Here is a 19,171-nt window from a genome sequence, read left to right as displayed (position 1 = left end):
AGCGGTTTTAGCCCAGAGTATAAGCATGGCCCCGTGAAAGCCCCGAACTTAGGGGTGGCTATACTCCTACTTAGGTAGACAAGCAAATAATTAAAGCTTGCCTTCCTGGGAAGGAGTTTTTTTATGGGCCGGATAGGTTCAAGATACACGCCCGCAGAGAAACTGTTCTACATTGGTCTGGTTAATGAGGGCGGCTGGAGTTCACAGGCAGTGGAAAGGATACACGGTATCGATCACCACCAGGTCAACCAGTGGTTAAACCGTTACGCAGCTGATGGGATGGATGGTCTTAAGTCCAGGCATACTAACCAACAGTATTCTCGGGAGTTCAAGCTAGAAGTCGTGCAGAAGTACCTAGCCGGTAACACATCTTTTCGGCAGCTGGCTGTTGCCTACGGCATTCCGGGTAAAACCGTCATCGGTCAATGGGTATCCCTGTATACTAGTGGTAAATCACTACAAGCCACTGGGAGGGCCAAGCCAATGAAAGATGGACGCAAGACTACGCAGCTCGAACGTGTCGAGATCGCACAATGGACCATCGCCAACGAACACGACTACGTCGCCGCAACCCAGCAGTTCAACGTTTCGTATGGACAGGTCTATGCATGGGTCAAAAAGTTCAAGCAAGGTGGTGAGTCCGCCCTCGCAGACCGCCGCGGTAAGGCGAAGGAAGATAATGGTCAGCTCACTGAAGTAGAGCGTTTGAAGCTCGAGAACAAGCGACTACAGGCACGATTAACCCGTGTGTCAACGGAGGTCGCAGTGTTAAAAAAACTCCAAGAACTGGAAAGAGGGAATGTCGATCAGACAGGCAATATCAGGCCATTCAGCAACTCGCGCAAGAAGTGAATCCCGACTCCGGTCAGCTTTATGGCATCAGTGAGACATGCCGGTTTCTGGGTATCTCGCGTGCAGCGTACTACAAGTGGACGCATCGTAAGGTGACGGTCCATGAACGGGAGAATCAGGCTATTCTGGCCTACATCGTGACCCTTGAGGAAAAGCATCACTATGTCTTCGGGGTCAAACGGCTCGTGACGTATATCAATAAGGAAACACCCTATCACGTGAGTCACGGTCGTGTCCGCAGGCTCATGCGTCAGGGACGGATTCGAGCCTCTATCCGTGTAGCGAAGCACGATCGCAGAGCCGAGAGGAAGGAGTTCCTCCTAGCCAACAAGCTGTACACCGTCGATGCGGGGCATGCCTTCCACCCTAGCGCGGCCAACAAAGTCTGGGTGACCGACTGTTCCGAGCTCACTTACGGTCAAGATGGTAGACAGAAACTGCGGCTTAGTGCCGTGAAGGATCTCTATGATCACAGCGTGATCGCCTGGTGTGTGGCACCGAGCGAAACCGCGGCGCTTACCACCAAGACGATTAAGCTGGCCATCAAGAGCAACAATGGCATCAGGCCAGAAATTACGCATAGTGACCAAGGATCCGCGTACACCGGGCGCACCTACAACACGTGCTTAGCAGGTGAAGGAATTATCCACAGCATGTCGCGGCCGGGCACTCCTGGCGATAATAGCCCAATGGAGAGCCTGTGGAGCCATCTTAAGGTTGAGTGGTTCGCCTTTGAGCACTGCTTGTCCGAGCTTGAGATGATGAAGAGTATCGAAGCGGCAATCAACTGGTATAACTACGAACGCCGCCAAGAAACACTAAACGGCATGACCCCGATGGAATATCGGAATCATGCCGTAAGGAAAACTGCATAGGCACTTTAATTATTTGACCTGTCTACTTGACGCGGACCAGCGCCGGTTGCACGGGGCCATGCTTATACGGCTTGGGCGTCGCTTTATGGCTCGTACTGTTCTGGAGTCGTCGTGCATCTATCGTGAGCCGTTGATGATGTCTCGGCCCCTTTTGTCTCGTACTGCTCCACTAGGCCTCAATCCAGTACGAAGCCCTGTTGCCGCAGGATCTGGCCGATCTCGTCGCGGTGCTTCTGGTCAGCACCGAGATGACGCTGCACCAGGCTGGTGAAGCTCGACTGCCGCGCCGCATCGCCACGCCCTGCATAATACGCCGCCACCACGTCATCGTAGCGCGCCATCGCCGCGTCATCCGGCGCAGGGTAAGCATTCTCACTCACCACCAGCGACTGCGGCAGCCGCGGCTTGGCCGCCGGTGCTTCCGCCGGCACCCCGACGATCAGACCCAGCAGCGGGAACGTGTACCGTGGTAAGCGGAGCAGGTCGATCATCTGCTGGGGGTCGTTGAGGATGCTGCCCAGCAACACGCCCCCCAACCCTGCGCGCTCGGCGCTGACCAGAACGTTCTGCGCCGCCAGCGTCGCGTCGAATGCGCCCGCCAAAAAGGCGTTCCAGTTGGTCAACGTGTGCAAGTCGCTCCCCGCCGCGGTCAGCCGAATGGCGCGCGCGGTGTCGACGACGAAGATGAACAGCTCGCCGTTGGGCTGAGCCAGCACTTGGCTGCCCGAGATCGCGGCGATCGCCGCCCGCAGCCGCGGGGTCGTGACGCGGATCATCGTGAACGACTGCAGAAACTCGCTGGAACTGGTCGCCTGCGCGACGGTCTCAAGGGCGCGATAGTCGATCGCCACCGGCTTGAACCGGCGAATGCTGCGGTGTTGCAATGCGTGTGTGTCCATATGCTCACTCCATAACGAATTGATTCGAATGGCCTCAGTCTAGCACGTGAATGAGCACGCAACAACGGTTCTCACCGATTTTTTACCTCGCCGAAGCAGCTAAAAAGGCGGTTGTGACGTAACCTTTGGTGGCACGACTATTCCAGAACGTTACGCGCCATAACGCAACGCCCTTTCTAACGCATGTCTGCCTGTAACTCACTGCGTTCGAACGGGCAGCGCAAGCCGTACAAGAGCGATCCCCTGCAAAACCTAAGTTCGGGTTTTACAGGAGATCGCTCTTATACTCTGGGCTAAAACCGCGTTATGGCACAGCCCCACCCTCGGCGTCTCGTCATGACACTCACAGTGCCTGCCACGTCAGCTGCGCTTCAGCGTTGACCACCCCGTCTGTCATGATCTGATGGTGTGTGGTCAGACCGTCGATCGCAACCGCGGCGTCGATCGTGGTGCCATACGCGACCTCGCGCGCGTACTTGATGTCCATGCTCACCAGCCGGTGGTGATCGAGGAAGTCGGCGCCGAGTGCGTCTTCCATCCACTCGAAGTAGTGGACGTTATTCACGTGCCCATTGCCGTCGATGTCGAAGTAGCGCACGCGGTACGGGACGCTGTACGTCCAGGTGGCCAGCTTCGGCAGGCGGGGATAGCGGCGCACCGCAGTGGTGCGGACCGCTTCGACCTTCTGCGCGAACGACTCGATGATCGGGATCAGCTTGCGCGTCGTCAGGTCCATCATCACCCACGCCCCGGACATCGTCGCGAGGCGGTTACCCGCCGCGTCGTCGACCCAGTATTCGCGGTACGTCATCAGCTTGTTATACGCACTGGCCTCGGTCCCCACCACCAGCGGTTCCTCGGTCCGCGGCATCCGCGCCACGTCGAGGTGGTACTGGGTGATCACCCAGCCCGCCCCGTACGGCGCCAGCGCGGCCAACCCGGCGCCGAGCTGGTCGAGTTGGTGTTCAGATCCCAGTAGCATCACGTTGACTAGTGTCGCCAGGCTCAGCGCACCGGTCTTGGTCCCGAGGAAAAATGGCACGGTGGCTGGTTCTTCATAGATCACGGTCTTCCTCCTCCAAGCCATGGTAGGCGTTGTACACATCCTGCTTCTTCAGCCCGTTGGCCTTCGCGACCGCCTTGATCGCGGCGGTCGGCTTCTCGCCGGTCGCCACGCGCGCAGCCACTTGATCGGCCAGCGGCACTGTGCTGCGCACCGGCGCCTGCGGGGCGGCCGGGGCGACCATCACAACAAACTCGCCGCGGGCGTTCTCGGCGGCCCAGGTGGCCAGCTCAGCCAGGGACCCGCGGTCGAACTCTTCGAACTTCTTGGTCAGCTCGCGCGCCAGCACCGCTTGCCGCTCGGGGCCGAACGCCTCGGCCATCGCCGTCAGGGTCTTGGCCAGGCGGTACGGCGATTCGTAGAACAGGATGGTCTGTTCCTGGTCGGCGAGCGCTTCAAGGGCGGCGCGCTGCTCGCTGGCCTTGCGCGGTAAGAAGCCGTAGAACATGAACGGTTGCGGAGCGAGCCCCGAGGCGATCAGCGCGGTCGTCGCGGCGTTGGCGCCCGGCAGCGGCACCACCGGAATGCCGGCGGTCACCGCGGCCGCGACCAGCTCCTTGCCCGGGTCGGAGATCGACGGCATCCCGGCGTCTGAGACCTGCGCGATCGACGCGCCGGCCTGCAACTTCGCCAGTAATTCAGGGATGCGGGCCTGCGTGTTGTGCTCGTGAAAGCTGATCTGCTTGGTCGCGATCTCAAAGTGGTTCAGGAGCTTCTGCGTGTTGCGTGTGTCCTCTGCGGCGATCAGGTCGACGCTGCGCAGCGTCTCAACGGCGCGGAAGGTCATGTCGGCGAGGTTGCCGATCGGGGTCGGCACGAGGTAGAGCGTCCCGGTGTCATGCGGGGCGAAGCTTTTTTGTTGTGTCCACATCAGTGCTCACCGTAGATGATGTCGAGGCAAAAGGCGCAGGGCTCGTCGTCGATGCGGCGCTGGCCGTACATGTACGGGCAGACGTGGAAGCCTTCCTCGTACAGGTTCTCCAAGTTGAGCTTGGACTTGGACAGCTCAGCCGCACCGGTGGACTTGTGGTCCGCCGTCTTCTGCAGCTCCTGCAGGTGCTCACGCAGGTGGCGATTCTCGATCTCCAGCTCTGCGTTCTTCTCGAGCACGCCGCCCATGTCCTCTTTCAGCGCCTTGAGCTGGGTCAGGATCGCTTGCGTCTCCTGCTCCAGCGCGACAAAACCGTCATAGAGTTCTTTTTTCTCCATGGTACCTCCCACCGCGACGTCACCGCCGCCTTGCGAAATGGCCGAACGCTAAGGGTCCGGCCATCGATCGTTCGATCATAATAGCTGTAGTACCAGCGCCTCAAGGGCGGACTGGAACGTCACGTTCTGCCCGAGGCGGATCTGGGTGGCCAAGATGTGCGCCAGCCCGTCGCTCAGCTGCCGGCTGGCCCGGCCGGCCAGCGCAGCGATCGTCGCATCATCCCCGAAGGCACCGGGCAGCGGCACCTGGTAATGCGCGTTGAGCGCGTCGGCGTAAGCCAGCGCCAGCATCGCCAGGAGCTGCTGCTGCTCCGGCAGTGTTTTGGCCAGCGGGACCAGTGTGGTCTGTACCAGCACGAAGGCCTCCGCGTCGCCCTGCGTCAGCTTGCCCACCAGCGTCAGCACGGCCTTCAACCGGGCGGCGAAGCGCTCGTCTTCAGCCATCGCGACCCCGGCGGTCACGTCGACCGTCAGATGCGCCGCCACCGCCGCCAACCGCGGCTCGACCCCGGCGGCCTCGAGCTCGACTTGTACTTGCGCGCGCGCCGGCGCCGGGAAGTTGATCACCTGCGCGCGCGACAGGATCGTCGGCAGCAGCTGATTCTTGGCGGTCGTCGTCAGGATGATCGTCATCCCCGGCACCGGCTCCTCGTAGAACTTCAGCAGGCTGTTGGCCGCGCCGGCGGTCAGCTTATCCGCATCGGTCACGATGAACACGCGCTGGGTGCCTTCCACCCCGCTTTTGCTCATCTCCGCCTTCAGCGCGCGGATGTCGTCCACCTTGATGCTCTTCGCGTCGCTCGTCAGCCACACCACGTCTGGATGGTTACCGCCGCGCACGCGCTGGCACTCCGGACACTCGCCGCAGGGCTGGCCGGCCTGCACGTTGGTGCAAAACAGCCGCATGGCGAGCCACTCGGCCAGCTGCGCCTTGCCGGTGCCGCTGGGGCCGTTGAAAATATAGGCCTGACTCAGCCGCTGGTTCGCCACGATCTGGCTGAACTGCTGGACCAGCTGGGGCTGAAGCGCTGCGATCTCAGGCATCAGAAGTGCAGGAACTGATCGACCGGCAGCACGAAGACCGTCGCCCCGCCGACTTGCACCTCGATCGGGTAGGCCATCGTCGAGTCGCTCGTCGAGTCCAAGTTGACCGGCGGCGTCATGAATTGCTCACGGGTCTGCGCTGTCTCCTTGATGATCTGCAGCACTTCCGGCACGCGTTCATCGTCGATCCCGATGATGAACGTCGTGTTCCCAGACTTCAGGAAGCCCCCAGTAGTCGAGAGCTTCGTGGCGCGGATATTGGCATCGATGAACTCGGAGGACAGCAGGTTGCTGTCCTTGTCTTGAACGATCGCTAGGATCAACTTCATATGAAAAACCTCCCTTTGCGTGATAAGAACGTGACAGGCCGGCCTTTAGGCGTTCGCCTGCCAGTCGTCGGCCAAGTAGACATGGAGCGCCGCCAGGCACGCCGCGACAACTTCGGCCATCGGCTGCGTGGCGTCGATCGTCCGAATGCGGGCGGGATCTTGCTCGGCCAGGCGCAGGTAGGCTGCCCGCACGCGTTCGTGGAACGCCTGCGACTCCTGGTCGAGCCGGTCGTACTGACGGTCGGATCGGTGCGCCTGAATGCGCGCCAGCCCGACCGCGCTCGGCACGTCCAAGTAGATGGTCAGATCCGGGGTGCGGCCACCGGTGGCGAACTGGTTCATCGCCAACACCGCCGCCTCACCGATCTGCCGCCCAGCGCCTTGATAGGCGACCGAGCTATCGACGAATCGATCGCAGACCACCACGTCACCCGCCTCAAGGGCCGGCTCGATCACCTCGACCAGATGCTGCCGGCGCGACGCCGCGTAGAGCAGCGCCTCGGTGCGCGCATCCATCGCTGTGTTCGCCGGATCGAGGATCAGCTCCCGGATCTTCTCCGAGAGCTGCGCCCCGCCGGGCTCCCGCGTCAGCCGGACCGGCCGCGTCAGGTGTGCGGCGAGCTGCGGGATCAGCGCTGCTAAGACGCTGGTTTTGCCCGCGCCATCCGGGCCTTCGAACGTGATGAATGTGCCTGCCAACCGTCTGCCTTCTTTCTCGTCAATACTTATAGTGTACTTGAAAAACCGGGTGATTGCACCCCGGGCACCGCCAAATTGGGCGAGAAAAATCCGCCGGCGCCGTGCTCGGGGCACCGGCCCAAAAAAGGCCACCGATCGCCCGGTGACCCGTCGCCGAGCGCCTACACACTCGGCCGCTCAGCGTTTGCCGTTTTGCCAGTTCAGATTATCCGCCTGAAGCTGCTGCGCGGCCATCTCGGCCACGAGCTGCCCCGAGACCTTGCGGGTGCGGGCCTCGCGGTGCAGGAAGTCGAAGAGCCCCTCCTGCAGGTTGACCTGCGCGCGGGTCGCTGGATCGACCTCGCGGAACGTCGCGACGAGCTTACGTTGCGCCGCCATGCGGTCGCGCACCCGGCCCACGCTGATCATCAATTCCCGGTCAGCCGTCTGCTTCACATCCGGTCGTTTGTGCCCAAACATCTCGTTCGCCCGCCTTTCATCAGATCTCGGTGCGGCCTTCGACCGCCTTGAGGAGCGTCATCTCGTCGGCGTACTCGATATCCGAGCCGACCGCCAACCCATGCGCCAGCCGGGTCACCTTGATCCGCGCCGGCTTGATCAGCCGCGCAAGGTACTGCGCGGTCGCTTCCCCTTCTGGCGTCGCATTGGTCGCCACGATGATCTCCTTGACCGCCTCGTTTTGTTGCAACCGACGGATCAGGCTCTCAATGTTGAGGTCTTCCGGTCCGCGGCCTTCGATCGGGCTCAACACGCCGTGGAGCACGTGGTACAGCCCCCGGTACTCGCCGGTGCGATCGATACTCATCACGTCTTTGGCCTGCTCGACCACCAGGATCGTGCTCTGATCGCGCCCGGTGTCGCGGCAGATCTCGCACGGGTCCTCGTCGGTGATGTTCCCGCACACCGTGCAGTAGTGCAGGTCGTTTTTGGCGGCGATCAGGCTCTTGGCGAACCCGTCCACGTCGTCCTTGTTCATGTCGATGGTAAAAAACGCCAGCCGTGTGGCAGTCTTGCTGCCGATCCCCGGCAGCTTCATGTAGCTGTCGATCAGCTTGGCGATCGGATCTGGGTATTGCATGTGGGGCCTCCTGAATGGGTCTGAAAATGGGTGGGACACGCGACGCGCGGGGAACCCTGCTGGTCGTCGAGCTGCGTGCTCGCAACGCGGGCGCGTCTAACTACGATAAGCACGTCGCGCCCAAGTGCAGGGCGCAACGCGCTTATCTTGGTTAGTCGTCCCGCTAAGCCCGCGAGTCCTCCGCTCTGGATCATCGAGCGCCCGTCCGCAGCGCGGGGATGACTAGCGACGCGCAAGCACTCAGACCCAAATTCGGGGTCTAAATGCTTGCGCTAGGCTACTCGCCCCGCTAAGTACGCGAACCGGCGCTCTGGTCTAGTTACATTCCCAACCCGCGGGTGTACTTGCCCATCTTGGCCTGGGTCGCGGTGTCGACTTGGGCCAGCGCCGCGTTGACCGCTTCGAGCACGAGGTCTTGAAGCATATCCGGATCGTCTGGGTCGATGGCTTCCGGCTTGATCGCGATGTCTTGCATCTTCTTGTCGCCGGTGAAGGTCACGGTGACCATATCGCTGGCGGAGCTGGCGCTGAAGGTCGTGCTGTTCAGCTCATCTTGCGCGTCCGTCATTTCTTTTTGAAGCTTCTTCATCTGCTTCATCATACCCTGCATATTGCCCATTCCACGCATAATCGATTCCTCTTTCTTCTAGTCGTTTTTGATCGTGATATTTTCTTCGTCGCCGAACATATCCGTGATGGTCTTGACCACCGGTGATTCGGTCGGCTCGGCCGGCTTGGGTGTCTGCGGCGCGCCCATCTCTGCGAGGTAGGTCTTGCGCACCTTCGGCCATTCATCCTGCTGGACGAGCACAATGGTCAGCTTGTCGCCGCGCAGCCGCGCCAGCCCGCTTTGTAGCTCGGTCATCAGTGCCGTGTCCTTCATCGCCCGCTCGACGAGAATGTCGTAGGCAAAACTGACGATCACGCCGCTGGCGCTGGCCGCCACCGGCTCCGAAATGCGCATCATCGCGCGTTTGGTGACCGACAGCATGTTCAGAAGATCCGGCCAGATGTCCTTGATCGCCGTCAGATCGGCCTTCGTCGCCGCCCCGAGGATCGGGTACAGCTGCTGCTTGTTGATGTGCGGGTGAGTCGCCTTCTTCGTCAGCGGCTTCGGCTTCGCCGCCGGGGCGGCCACCGGCTGGCCCTGGCTGAGTTGCGCGACCGTCTGTTGCAACGCCTCGACCTGTGCCTGCAAGGCGCTCACCGCGCCGCTCTCGGCCGGCGCGGCCGACGCAGCCGGTTGCGCCGCCACTGGCGCCGGCTGCTCGCCCAGCCGCACCGTCGCCACTTCGAGGTACAGCGTCGGGTGATTCGTCAGCCGCAGCTGGCTTTGCGTCTCGTTCAACACGCCGATCATCCGGTACAGCTGGCTGGCCGAGAAGGTCTTCGCCAGCGGCTCAAACTGGTCGTCGCGCAGCGCGCTTTCGGTGTCATTGACGAGACTTGGCGCCTGCTGGAACACCAGCAGGTCACGCAGATACTCGATCAAGTCCTCGATCAGGCGCCCGGCGTCCTTGCCGCTCGCCAGCAGCTGCTCGATCGTCGTCAAGGCCGCCGCGGGGTCGTGCGCGCCGATCTGAGTCAGGTAGGCCCCCAGTTGCGCGGCGGCCACGCCGCCGGTCACATCCAGCGCGTTCGCCACCGTCACATGGTTTTGGCCAAAACTCAAAACCTGGTCGAGGATCGACAAGGCATCCCGCATCCCGCCTTCCGCGGCCTTGGCGATCACCATCAGCGCCTTAGGCTCGGCAGTGATGCCCTTGTCGTCGAGAATGTGCTGCAGCCGCCCGACAATGTCATCCGCTGTGATCCGGCGAAAATCGAACCGCTGCGTGCGGCTGATGATCGTGGCCGGGATCTTCTGCGGCTCCGTCGTGGCGAGGATGAACACCACATGCGCCGGCGGTTCCTCCAGCGTTTTGAGCAACGCATTGAACGCGCCGGTCGACAGCATGTGCACTTCGTCGATGATGTAGACCTTCACGCGGGCCTCAGTCGGCGCGTACTTAGCCTTGTCACGGATGTCGCGGATCTCGTCGACCCCGTTGTTCGACGCCGCGTCGATCTCGATCACATCCGTCAGGCTCCCGTTGTTGATCGCCACACACAGATCACACGTGTTATCCGGCTCACCGTTCTCAAGGTGCCGACAGTTCAGCGCCTTCGCCAAGATCTTGGCGACACTGGTCTTCCCCGTCCCCCGCGGCCCGCAGAACAAATAAGCGTGACTGGTCTGCCCCGTCGTCAGGGCATTCTGCAGCGTCTGCGTGATCGCAGTCTGCCCGATCACATCCGCGAAGGTCTGGGGCCGCCAGACCCGGTACAGTGCTTGGTAGCTCAACCATCCTCATCCTTTCTACCAGAGCGAAGGTGCACGAACTTAGGGGAACAGGTAGCTTAGCCCGGGCGTTGGCCCCCGGGTTTTGGGGGCCGGCGACTGGGCGTCGCTAGCTGCTTCCCCGTTGTGCGCCGTCGCTCGACGAGCCAGCACGAAGCGAGAACCTCCGCCTCGTGCCATACTTGTTCTAGTTTACCATAGTCTCAGGGGGCTGCCAGCCACCGATCGCACATCGATCGCCTTCCTATCACGTAAATTTTCCGATGCCCGCCCGCGCCTTGATTTGCTCTCCCAACACGGTCTGGTCACTCAGAAGCGTCACCAGGCATCACTCATTTATACTCTCAACAATGTACCATCAGTATGTACATTACGATATTTTATGGTGCATACAGTTTATTTACCAATACAGGCCAGAAATCTTGATATAAAAGTAAACAATAACCAAAATAAATTACGCTTTAATCGCACTTATTACCCGTGATAAAATGCAGTTAGCGAGGATGTCAGTTACATCAACCATTATTTCAGTATTTTTCAATCATTAAACAAGTCTGGCACATATCCAGATCAGTGTTTCACGCGTCTACCGCACCGCTGCGCCGCATATTTTCAGTCGTGAGACCAGCCTGGATCAAGTCAACAGATAGAGGAGATGACTAGTGATGAAAAAAGGGTGGCTACTTTTGGGGCTTTGTCTTGGGCTCAGCGCACTGTCGATTGGGGCGACTACCACCGTCTCTGCCAGCACTGACTTACTGACGAATCGCAACTACTACAAACTCGACAGCATCCACAAAGGCTTTTTGGACGAACCAATCTCTGAATCGGTATTGGGCAACGGTATCTGGGCCAAATTTCAGGTCGCCGTTCAAAAAAAGCTGATCACGTATACGCCCGGCATGACCTTCAACCAGTACTACCTGGCCAACAACATCTCGCCGGAAGATAATTTTACCGTTTACCCTAATCTGACGGACCAATACATCCCCTTACCCTCCGGTGCGTATTTGAATGCGAACCCCAATCCACAAGGGGTCAAGGATCTCACGGGCAATGTTGTCGATTACTTGACCTACGTCGGCCCGACCGATGATCGCGGCGCCTATTGGGGAGACACCGAGTTGGCGGACCCCATCTTGTTCTCCCGGCTGACTGTCGGCCACCTACCGAACGCCGATAACCCGATGCTCATGAAGTTCCCCGACGGCACGTACCAGTTTCCCACCCAGATCGGCTATGGCGAAAGTGCAACTGCCAACGATTACATGTTGACGCCCCAGAATGATTTTGTGCTCCCCGCGCGGTACAACAAGGTCCGCGACGACGTCTACCTGACCATGCGAAGCCGGGCGTATTTCGGCGCCGGGTTGCAAGGGGCCCAAGCCTTCCTGAGCGCATCGACCGACAACGGGCCAGTCGTTGGCTCGGCTGACAACGCAAAGCGCTACATCGACACCAGCACCAACGTGTTTCTCACCCAGCAAGGTTATGCCCAACTCGGCACATTGTCCAAGTTGATGGCCAACACCGTCTATACCCGCGCCAGCGCGTCGCTGCAAAAAGTGGGCATCGATCAATTCGCTGCCAAGATGAACGCTGGGATGAAGACAATCCAAGCCAATAGCCGTGTCGATGACATCGTTTCCGGGAATGGGGGACAGATCCAGCTGACTGGGTTCGACCGCGTGTCGCAGATCGACAACGCCTACCGTTCAGACAACGCGGCGCGACAAGCCGACGCGACCCATACGATCGCGGTCACTTACTACATGTACACGTCAGGCAACACGCACCAGACGGTCGTCACGCCGCTGGCCCCCAACGGCAATCACCTCTACTCACCTAACGTTTCGGTATTCAAAATTCAGACGTCACGCCCTTACTTGACCGCCGCAAACGCGAATGACGCCCCGATCGCAGAAAAAACCGCGCTAGCCGACTTCGACCACGTCCTCGGTGCCGATAGCATCACGATCACCGACAATGGCCGCACCCCAGATGGGCAGCCCGTCGGCGTGGTCCCGGCCAACCTCAAGGTTCGTCTCAGCCTGGACGGCGGGCACACCTACACCGACACCGCTTACAGCCTGTCCGAACTGAAGGCAGCGCTTCAAGCACACACCTTTGACGCTCAGACATTAACGCTTGCCTACACCTACGCCGCCGCGGATGCGAATGCCGTCAACATCGGCCAATTGCCCGATGAGATCGCGGACAACACGGGGGCCTACGCCGTCCCTTACGTTCGCACCGTGGCGCTCGCACCGCGCGTCAAAGGGACCGTTGTCGTCAAGTACGTTGATGAGACGGGCAAGTCGATCGCGACCGACACCGTTCTCTCCGGTAACGTGGGTGATTCCTACACCGCGACCCAGAAGGTCATTGCGGGCTACACCCTGAAGAACGTCCAGGGCAACGAAACAGGCACCTTGACCGAGAAGGCGCAGACCGTGACCTACGTTTACACCAAGACGCCGGTGGTCGGCGGCCACGTCATTGTCCAGTATCTCGATGAGAACGGCACGCCGCTCAGTGCGACAATCACCCTCTCCGGGTACGTCGGCGCACCCTACACGACGATCAAAAAAGTGATCCCCGGCTTTACCCTAAAGACCATCAAGGGTAACCCGACTGGGATCCTGACCGACAAGTCCCAGACCGTGACCTACGTCTATGCGAAGGTCATGACCCCGACTACGGGCCACCACACCACCCCCGCAACGCCACGGCCTCAGACGCACACGCGCCCGAACCCGCACCGTGCGCACAACTTGCCCCAGGCCGGTGACCATCTTGTCGGCGCTCGGTTGACCACGCTCATCGGGGCCGTCCTACTCGTCCTCAGCGCCATCGGTGCTGAGCGCACGTGGCATAAGCGCCGTCAGCACTGACGGCACGACCCAAAGGCCTTGCCCTAACGTGTCCGGGGCGAGGCCTTTTTGGGGCGGTCACCAACCCCCCCTGAGTGCAAAAACCCGGCCACCGCAAGCGGCGACCGGGATCTTTTTTGGCGCAAAACAAAAGGCACATGGTCGACGATTCTTAGTGCTGCTTCCTTCCGGACCTGACACAATTCGAAAGGCGACCATTGCCTTAAGGCCTTGCGGCAACCACTAGTATACACGACTTCCGTGACGTTGGCTAGTGCCACGAGGCGGGCCCAAAAAGATCATTCGCCAAGCTGGGGGCGTCTGATCACACATCACTGAGACGGCGCCTCACGCCGTCCGCAGTAGCTGATCGATGTCTTGCCGATTCAGCATCCGCCACGTCACAAGGACGAAGACGAGTCCGACCACCAACAAACCAGCCCCAGCGATCAGGACTTGGGCCCACGGCCAGATGATGTGCACCTGCTGATACCCTCCGATCATCATCTTGAACAGGCTGACGCTCAGGCCCACGCCGAGCACACTGCCGATCAGCCACCCTCGCACGAGCAACATCGCGTACTGCCACCCCTGCATCGCAACGACTTGCCTTGGCGTCGTCCCGATCGATTGGAGCATCGCGAGCCCGCGCCGCGCCGTCATCAGGCTCGCGAAGGTGTGGTTGACCACTGTCGCCAGGCACACCAGCGCGATCAGGGTGATGAACCCGTAACAGGCGGTGCGGATCACGGTGGTGAGCGCGAGCGCCTGCTGGTTGTCCGCCACGGTATCGGTGACCGGCAACTGGCCGAAGCGGCCCTTGAGTGCTTTGACCACCGTCGTATGGGTGGCGGCTGGCCGGGTCAGCTTGAGCGCCACCGCCGTCTGAAGGTCACGGGCGGGCAGGTTCAGGCCCTTGGCCCAGGCCCGGTACTGACTGGTCCCGACGACCAAGCCGATTTGACCGTCGGGATACAGCATCCCGCCGAAGCCCGGCGCCTTGGCCAGCGGCATCACCTTGAACGACACCACCCGTCCCGCCTTGGTGTCTGCCTCCCCATCACTGGCGGTCAGCTTAAGCTTCGTCACCTTAGGGTCGACTGCCCAGTCGATCGTGGCGTGCCCTTTTGCGTCCACATACTGGAGCTTCGTGTTCAGCAACGTCGGCTGGCCGGCAAAATCGCGCTGGGCCCGCGCATCCGTGACCACGTACAAGGTCACGCCCATGCCGGTGAGCGCATCGTCAGTCGGCGCAGCCGCGTCCCGTCGGATCACCAGGTTTGCTTGGCGCGTGACGAGGCTGCGTTGGATCCCGTCTAACCGGCGAATCAGCTGACGCATCGCGCCCGTCTGATCGCCGCGTCCGCTGACCACCGCGGTGATATCCGCGCTGGTCGGTGAATCCCAGATCCGCCAGATATTACCGACGAACCCCGTCAGCCCGACGAACAGCGCTACCGTGACCACCAGTGTCGCGAGCATCGTGCCGCGACGGCCTTCACGCCGGTCGAACTTAGCGGCCAACCGCAGCAGCGGCTGGTGCAAGTACTGCATCCACCACGGCGTGCGCAACCGGCGCTGGGTCAGGCGCGGTGACGGATCGAGTGCCCGGATCGCCGCGATCGGGGTCACACGGCTCGCCCGCCAAGCCGGCCGCGCGGCTGCCAGCAGCGTGATCAGCGCCATGAAGACGGCCGCCCCGACCAGCGGCAACCAATCGACCGTTAGGATCAGGGTGATCGGCAGCAGATTACCTGCCAGCACACCGTTCATGAGGTGGAACGCCACCGCCAGGCCGCCGATGCCGACCACCCCGCCGAGCACGAGCGCTGGGGCAGCGAGCATCAGCGCTTCCCCGTAAACAAGGTGCCGCAGCTGGTGTGGGGTGGTGCCGATCGAGCGCAGCAGGCCGTAGCGCTGCCGGTGCGCCCGCACCGACAAGTTGATGCTCGTGTAGATCATGATCAAGGCGACCGCGCCGACGATCGCCATGATCACCGCGACCACGGTGACAAGCGTGCTGCGTTTGCGCGCATCCGCGCTGCCCCACATGGTCGAGAGCGCTTCGTCATTGACCTGAAGCTGATCTTGCTTGAGCCCCGCCCGCTTAGTGATCGCCTTGAGCTGCGCTCGGGCATCGCTCAGGGACTTGAGGTCCACCATCACCACGGTCCGCCCCGCCGGTCGCTTGGCCGCCACCCGGATCAGGCCGTCTGTCGGGAGGAAGCTCGGGTTATACCCGTTCATCGTGCCGACGACGCGGTAGGTCTTCGTCCGCTTGGCCACAGTCACCTTGATCGTGCTGCCGACGTTGCGGTGATCCGTCACCAGCAGGTCCGACATCAAGACCTCATCCGCTCGGGCCGGCACACGCCCGCTCACCAGCAACGGCTTCAGCATCGCCTTATCCGCCGAAGCGAGCGCGGCCAGGTGAAACGGCTCCTGAATATGATTCGTTCGCGTCTGCCCCAGCGTCGCCCGCCCCTCTTCGACGTAACTCACGGTCTTGCGAAAGGCGGGATCGGCACGCAGCTTTGCGGCTTTGGCTGGCGTCGTGGCAGGCAACGCCGCGAGCATCCCGCCGGTGTTCTGCAACGCGTACCGGTAGAAGCTCATCTGAACGCTGCGTAGGCCGACCAGTGACGCCACCGCCAGCGTGGCGGCCAGGGCCATCGCCCCGATCGTCATCAGCGTGCGCCCGCGCGTGGTCCGCAGGCTCCGCCAACCGAGCTTGGTCAGGATCCCCATGCGCTCACGCCCCTTCCGTCAGCCGGCCGTCAGTGATCGTCAGCACCCGCTGCGCCTGTGCGGCCACTTGCGGGTCGTGCGTGATCACCACCACGGTCTGGCCCTGCTTGATATTGGCAAAATGCAGCAGGGACATGATCTCTTGTGAGTTACGCTGATCGAGGTTCCCAGTCGGCTCGTCCGCCAGCACGATCGCCGGCTCGTTGATCAGCGCCCGCCCGATCGCCACCCGCTGTTGCTGGCCGCCGGAGAGCTGCCCCGGCAACGCGTTGCGCTTCTCCGCCAGGCCCAGCTGGTCAAGCAGTTGATTCAAGCGGTTCGCTTCGACCTTTTTGCCATCCAACTCGCGCGGCAGCGTGATGTTCTCCGCCACCGTCAAGCTGGGGAGCAGGTTGTAGAACTGGTAGATCAGCCCGACCTGGCGCCGGCGGAAGATCGCCAGCTGCGTCTCGTTGAGCCCGTACACATCCGTGTCGTAGAGCTGCACGCGTCCACTCGTCGGCCGGTCCACCCCACCCAGCAAATGCAGGAGCGTCGACTTGCCGGACCCCGATGGCCCGACGATCGCGACGAACTCACCCGCCTCGATGCTCAGGCTGACACCGTTCAGCGCCGGCTGCTCCTCTCCCGGGTATGTTTTGACTAACTCTGTTGCGGTTAAAATCGCCATATCCTTCACCTCCAAGCCCCAGTGTACCGACGCAAAGTGACAACTAAGTGACGCACTCGAAAAAGCGGCCAGGGCAACTGACCGCCAAATGACGTGGCGTCTTCGCACGCGCCTCGTCGCACTGTGGCCACAAAACGCCGGGCGCGTTACGGGCTGACATGCGGGAGCAGCCCAACCCGCATAACCGTGAATTCTCCGCCTGCGTCGAGCTGCGCAAAGGCAACGCGGGCGCGTCTAACTACGATAAGCGCATCGCGCCCAAGTACGGGGCGCAACGCGCTTATCTAGGTTAGCCGTCCCGCTAAGCCCGCGAGTCCTGCGCTCTGGATCGTCGAGCTGCGCAAAGGCAACGGGCGACCATCTTGCTACGCCAAGCACGTCGACCCCAAGATCAGGGGTCAACGCGCTTAGCTAGGCAACCTGTCGCCCTAAGTACGCCTTCGCTCCGCTCTGGGTCTCGTCGAGCTGCGCAAAGGCAACGGGCGACCATCTTGCTACGCCAAGCACGTCGACCCCAAGACCAGGGGTCAACGCGCTTAGCTAGGCAACCTGTCGCCCTACGTACGCCTTCACTCCGCTCTGGGTCTCGTCGAGCTGCGAAGCGCATGCGGGTGCGGTCTAAGTCGGCCCAACGCAAGGCCCAAGCCCGGGGGCCTCACGCTAGGCCGGATTTGATCAGACCGTTCGCGCTTGCGCGTTACGGTCTGACATGCGGGAGCAACCCAACTCGCATAACCGCGCTTCTCCGCTCTGGATCACTGGAACCACTCCACTCTGGCCTGCACCCCTTCCGCCACGTTCACCAGGGTCAGGCGGCCGTCGCTGGCCGCAATGATCCCTTGGGCGATCGCTAGGCCGATGCCGACGTTGCCCGGCGCGCTTTGGCTGCCGCGGTAGAAGCGCTCGAACAGGTGCGGTAGATCCGCGGCTGGGATCGGTGCGCCGGTGTTCGTCAGCGTGACGACGACCGATAACGGGGTGCCCGTTGCGGTGACCGTGACGGTCGACCCTTCCGGCGCGTGCTCCAGGGTGTTTTTGAACAGATTGATCAGGGCCTCCTGGGTCAGCTTGGCGTTCACCCCCACCTGCAAGTCGGCCGGCACGTGCCAGGCCAGCGTGACGTCGCGGGCCGCCACCAGCGGGACCAGTGGCGCGAGGCTCTGCCGCAGCAGCGTGTCGACGGCGATCGGCGCCTGGGTCTGACTCAGGGTGTGCGTATCGACGCGGGCCAGCAGGATCAGCTGCTCGACCAGGTGCGCCAGCCGCGTGTTTTGGCGCACCAGCTCGGCGCGGGTCTGCGCCGCGTTGGCCGCGTCCAGCAGCTCGATCAGATTGGCCTGAGTCGCGATCGGCGTGCGCAGCTGGTGGGCGATATCGGTGATCGCCATGCTCAACTGGTCGCGGTCGCGCTGCAAGTCTGCCCGCAGCGCGGCCGTCTGGCGCACATAGTGGTGCAACTCGTTATGGAGGGCGGAAAACGCCCCTTCGTCGTTCTGCGCGATCGCATACGCCGCCACCCCGGTCCGCGCGGCGTGCAGCTGCGCCTCGATCGCCGCCAGGCTACGGTGGAGCCGGCGCGCCCACGCCCAGCTGATGCCGCCGATCAGCGCCAACCCGACGCCCCACAGCCCCAGCACCGCCGGTCCAGCCAGCGGGGCCAGCGCCCACGCAACCAGGCAGACCGCAGTCACGACCGCACCGAGACCCAAGGCGAGTTGAACGATCAGAAGCGATTCAGGCTTGCTCATCGACAAAGTACCCCATTCCCCGCACGGTGCGGATCAGCTGTGGATGCGCCGGATCGGCTTCGAGTTTCTCCCGCAACCGCTTGATTGTCACGGTCAGCGTGTTATCGGCCACATAGGCCTCCCGCGCGTCCCACAGCGCGCCCATCAACTGCTCGCGGCTGAGGATCTGGCCGCGGTTGGTGACCAGGTAGGCGAGCAGTCGCCACTCCGTTGCCGTCAGCACGACCGGCGCACCGGCGCGCGTAACGGTCCCGGTGGTCAGGGTGACCGCGACTGACCCGAGCCGGATCGGGGCGGCCGGCCACAAGCGCGTCAACCGGGCGGCCAGCACCTGCAGGCTGACCGGCTTGACCACGTACTCATCCGCCAGGCGCAGCCCGGCCAGCTGCGTCGGTTCCGCATCGTTGGCCGTCAGCACGACCACCTTGGCCGTCAGGTGCGGCCGCCATTCACGCAGCCAGTCGAGCCCATCACCATCCGGTAGCGCCAGGTCCAGGATGATCGCCTCTGGACCTGTCCCCACCGCCACGCTGGCCGCGGCCAGCGTCCCGACGGCTTGGACCGTCGCTTGGGGCGCGAAAAACGCCGCCATGCTGGCGCGCAGTGCCGGTTCATCTTCGACGATCAGTAATCTCATGGCGATCCCTCCGCGCTCGTCATACCCTACCTGCCGCGTTAGCGGAACTGTGCGCACGCAAAACCCGGGCGTGCATCGGCTGACTTGGCCGCACACGCCCGGGTCG

At 62.1% G+C, this 19,171-nt stretch carries 18 protein-coding genes and 1 other RNA gene; 3 read left to right on the top strand and 16 right to left on the bottom strand.

Features of this window, described 5'->3' with window-relative positions:
* The first annotated feature begins 123 nt into the window (after positions 1-123).
* Positions 124-852 carry a helix-turn-helix domain-containing protein gene (locus tag HII33_RS11275; RefSeq protein ID WP_179393824.1) on the top strand — a complete coding sequence of 243 codons (729 nt, stop codon included), beginning with the start codon at positions 124-126 and terminating at the stop codon, positions 850-852.
* Complete coding sequence (locus tag HII33_RS11270; RefSeq protein ID WP_343036815.1) at positions 849-1,727, top strand: IS3 family transposase; 879 nt, start codon at positions 849-851, stop codon at positions 1,725-1,727. The genes HII33_RS11275 and HII33_RS11270 overlap by 4 nt, the downstream gene beginning before the upstream one ends.
* A 176-nt stretch (positions 1,728-1,903) precedes the next feature.
* On the opposite strand, the gene HII33_RS11265 is transcribed toward HII33_RS11270, so the two are convergent.
* The 11 genes from HII33_RS11265 to dnaX all read right to left on the bottom strand — a co-directional run bounded on the left by HII33_RS11265 (position 1,904) and on the right by dnaX (position 10,392).
* Positions 1,904-2,626 (bottom strand): nitroreductase family protein, encoded by a 723-nt coding sequence (locus tag HII33_RS11265; protein ID WP_179395909.1) that lies wholly within the window; start codon positions 2,624-2,626, stop codon positions 1,904-1,906.
* A 343-nt stretch (positions 2,627-2,969) separates the two neighbouring features.
* Positions 2,970-3,692, bottom strand: a complete 723-nt coding sequence (locus HII33_RS11260) for an acyl-[acyl-carrier-protein] thioesterase (RefSeq protein ID WP_343036858.1) — start codon at positions 3,690-3,692, stop codon at positions 2,970-2,972.
* Complete coding sequence (rsmI, locus tag HII33_RS11255) at positions 3,682-4,560, bottom strand: 16S rRNA (cytidine(1402)-2'-O)-methyltransferase (protein WP_179395907.1); 879 nt, start codon at positions 4,558-4,560, stop codon at positions 3,682-3,684. The genes HII33_RS11260 and rsmI overlap by 11 nt, the downstream gene beginning before the upstream one ends.
* Positions 4,560-4,898: a DNA replication initiation control protein YabA gene (locus tag HII33_RS11250; RefSeq protein ID WP_179395906.1), complete on the bottom strand. Its 339-nt coding sequence runs from the start codon at positions 4,896-4,898 to the stop codon at positions 4,560-4,562. The genes rsmI and HII33_RS11250 overlap by 1 nt, the downstream gene beginning before the upstream one ends.
* Before the next feature lie 75 nt (positions 4,899-4,973).
* Positions 4,974-5,942: a DNA polymerase III subunit delta' gene (gene holB, locus HII33_RS11245; RefSeq protein ID WP_179395905.1), complete on the bottom strand. Its 969-nt coding sequence runs from the start codon at positions 5,940-5,942 to the stop codon at positions 4,974-4,976.
* Complete coding sequence (locus HII33_RS11240) at positions 5,942-6,271, bottom strand: cyclic-di-AMP receptor (RefSeq protein ID WP_179395904.1); 330 nt, start codon at positions 6,269-6,271, stop codon at positions 5,942-5,944. The genes holB and HII33_RS11240 overlap by 1 nt, the downstream gene beginning before the upstream one ends.
* Positions 6,272-6,316: 45 nt before the next feature.
* Complete coding sequence (tmk, locus tag HII33_RS11235) at positions 6,317-6,970, bottom strand: dTMP kinase (RefSeq protein WP_179395903.1); 654 nt, start codon at positions 6,968-6,970, stop codon at positions 6,317-6,319.
* A 177-nt stretch (positions 6,971-7,147) separates the two neighbouring features.
* Positions 7,148-7,429, bottom strand: coding sequence for a YaaL family protein (locus HII33_RS11230; protein ID WP_179395902.1), 282 nt, complete (start codon positions 7,427-7,429; stop codon positions 7,148-7,150).
* A gap of 19 nt (positions 7,430-7,448) precedes the next feature.
* Positions 7,449-8,048, bottom strand: coding sequence for a recombination mediator RecR (gene recR, locus HII33_RS11225; RefSeq protein WP_179395901.1), 600 nt, complete (start codon positions 8,046-8,048; stop codon positions 7,449-7,451).
* A gap of 319 nt (positions 8,049-8,367) precedes the next feature.
* A complete protein-coding gene (locus HII33_RS11220; RefSeq protein WP_179395900.1) occupies positions 8,368-8,676 on the bottom strand; it encodes a YbaB/EbfC family nucleoid-associated protein in 309 nt (102 codons plus the stop codon).
* A gap of 18 nt (positions 8,677-8,694) precedes the next feature.
* Positions 8,695-10,392: a DNA polymerase III subunit gamma/tau gene (gene dnaX, locus HII33_RS11215; protein ID WP_179395899.1), complete on the bottom strand. Its 1,698-nt coding sequence runs from the start codon at positions 10,390-10,392 to the stop codon at positions 8,695-8,697.
* 662 nt (positions 10,393-11,054) lie between these two features.
* On the opposite strand from dnaX, the gene HII33_RS11210 reads away from it, so the two are divergent.
* Entirely contained in the window at positions 11,055-13,283 is a 2,229-nt protein-coding gene (locus HII33_RS11210) for a MucBP domain-containing protein (RefSeq protein WP_179395898.1), read from the top strand.
* Between the two features lie 117 nt (positions 13,284-13,400).
* Here HII33_RS11210 and ffs read toward each other — a convergent pair.
* The 5 genes from ffs to HII33_RS11185 all read right to left on the bottom strand — a co-directional run bounded on the left by ffs (position 13,401) and on the right by HII33_RS11185 (position 19,065).
* An RNA gene (gene ffs / locus HII33_RS11205) (signal recognition particle sRNA small type) lies at positions 13,401-13,498 on the bottom strand.
* Positions 13,499-13,610: 112 nt separating this feature from the next.
* Positions 13,611-16,010 carry an ABC transporter permease gene (locus HII33_RS11200; protein ID WP_179395897.1) on the bottom strand — a complete coding sequence of 800 codons (2,400 nt, stop codon included), beginning with the start codon at positions 16,008-16,010 and terminating at the stop codon, positions 13,611-13,613.
* Positions 16,011-16,014: 4 nt separating this feature from the next.
* Positions 16,015-16,680, bottom strand: a complete 666-nt coding sequence (locus tag HII33_RS11195) for an ABC transporter ATP-binding protein (RefSeq protein WP_179395896.1) — start codon at positions 16,678-16,680, stop codon at positions 16,015-16,017.
* Between the two features lie 755 nt (positions 16,681-17,435).
* The gene (locus HII33_RS11190) at positions 17,436-18,428 is read right to left on the bottom strand and encodes a sensor histidine kinase (protein ID WP_179395895.1); all 993 of its coding nucleotides are present in this window, start codon (positions 18,426-18,428) and stop codon (positions 17,436-17,438) included.
* Positions 18,415-19,065 carry a response regulator transcription factor gene (locus tag HII33_RS11185; RefSeq protein WP_179395894.1) on the bottom strand — a complete coding sequence of 217 codons (651 nt, stop codon included), beginning with the start codon at positions 19,063-19,065 and terminating at the stop codon, positions 18,415-18,417. Before HII33_RS11185 ends, HII33_RS11190 begins: the two co-directional genes overlap by 14 nt.
* Positions 19,066-19,171: the final 106 nt, after the last annotated feature.

It is taken from the genome of Lacticaseibacillus absianus, from assembly GCF_013407595.1.
GTDB lineage: Bacteria > Bacillota > Bacilli > Lactobacillales > Lactobacillaceae > Lacticaseibacillus > Lacticaseibacillus absianus.
Note: the sequence above shows the minus strand (reverse complement) of the source record. Positions and strands in the feature narration are given on the sequence as shown.

Bases quoted from the DNA above. Each gene is read 5' to 3' on its own strand.
- HII33_RS11190 (WP_179395895.1), bottom strand. From the start codon at position 18,428: ATGAGCAAGCCTGAATCGCTTCTGATCGTTCAACTCGCCTTGGGTCTC.
- HII33_RS11195 (WP_179395896.1), bottom strand. From the start codon at position 16,680: ATGGCGATTTTAACCGCAACAGAGTTAGTCAAAACATACCCGGGAGAG.
- recR (WP_179395901.1), bottom strand. From the start codon at position 8,048: ATGCAATACCCAGATCCGATCGCCAAGCTGATCGACAGCTACATGAAG.
- HII33_RS11210 (WP_179395898.1), top strand. From the start codon at position 11,055: ATGAAAAAAGGGTGGCTACTTTTGGGGCTTTGTCTTGGGCTCAGCGCA.
- HII33_RS11185 (WP_179395894.1), bottom strand. From the start codon at position 19,065: ATGAGATTACTGATCGTCGAAGATGAACCGGCACTGCGCGCCAGCATG.
- HII33_RS11200 (WP_179395897.1), bottom strand. From the start codon at position 16,010: ATGGGGATCCTGACCAAGCTCGGTTGGCGGAGCCTGCGGACCACGCGC.
- HII33_RS11250 (WP_179395906.1), bottom strand. From the start codon at position 4,898: ATGGAGAAAAAAGAACTCTATGACGGTTTTGTCGCGCTGGAGCAGGAG.
- HII33_RS11240 (WP_179395904.1), bottom strand. From the start codon at position 6,271: ATGAAGTTGATCCTAGCGATCGTTCAAGACAAGGACAGCAACCTGCTG.
- HII33_RS11265 (WP_179395909.1), bottom strand. From the start codon at position 2,626: ATGGACACACACGCATTGCAACACCGCAGCATTCGCCGGTTCAAGCCG.
- HII33_RS11275 (WP_179393824.1), top strand. From the start codon at position 124: ATGGGCCGGATAGGTTCAAGATACACGCCCGCAGAGAAACTGTTCTAC.
- HII33_RS11220 (WP_179395900.1), bottom strand. From the start codon at position 8,676: ATGCGTGGAATGGGCAATATGCAGGGTATGATGAAGCAGATGAAGAAG.
- HII33_RS11230 (WP_179395902.1), bottom strand. From the start codon at position 7,429: ATGTTTGGGCACAAACGACCGGATGTGAAGCAGACGGCTGACCGGGAA.
- holB (WP_179395905.1), bottom strand. From the start codon at position 5,942: ATGCCTGAGATCGCAGCGCTTCAGCCCCAGCTGGTCCAGCAGTTCAGC.
- rsmI (WP_179395907.1), bottom strand. From the start codon at position 4,560: ATGTGGACACAACAAAAAAGCTTCGCCCCGCATGACACCGGGACGCTC.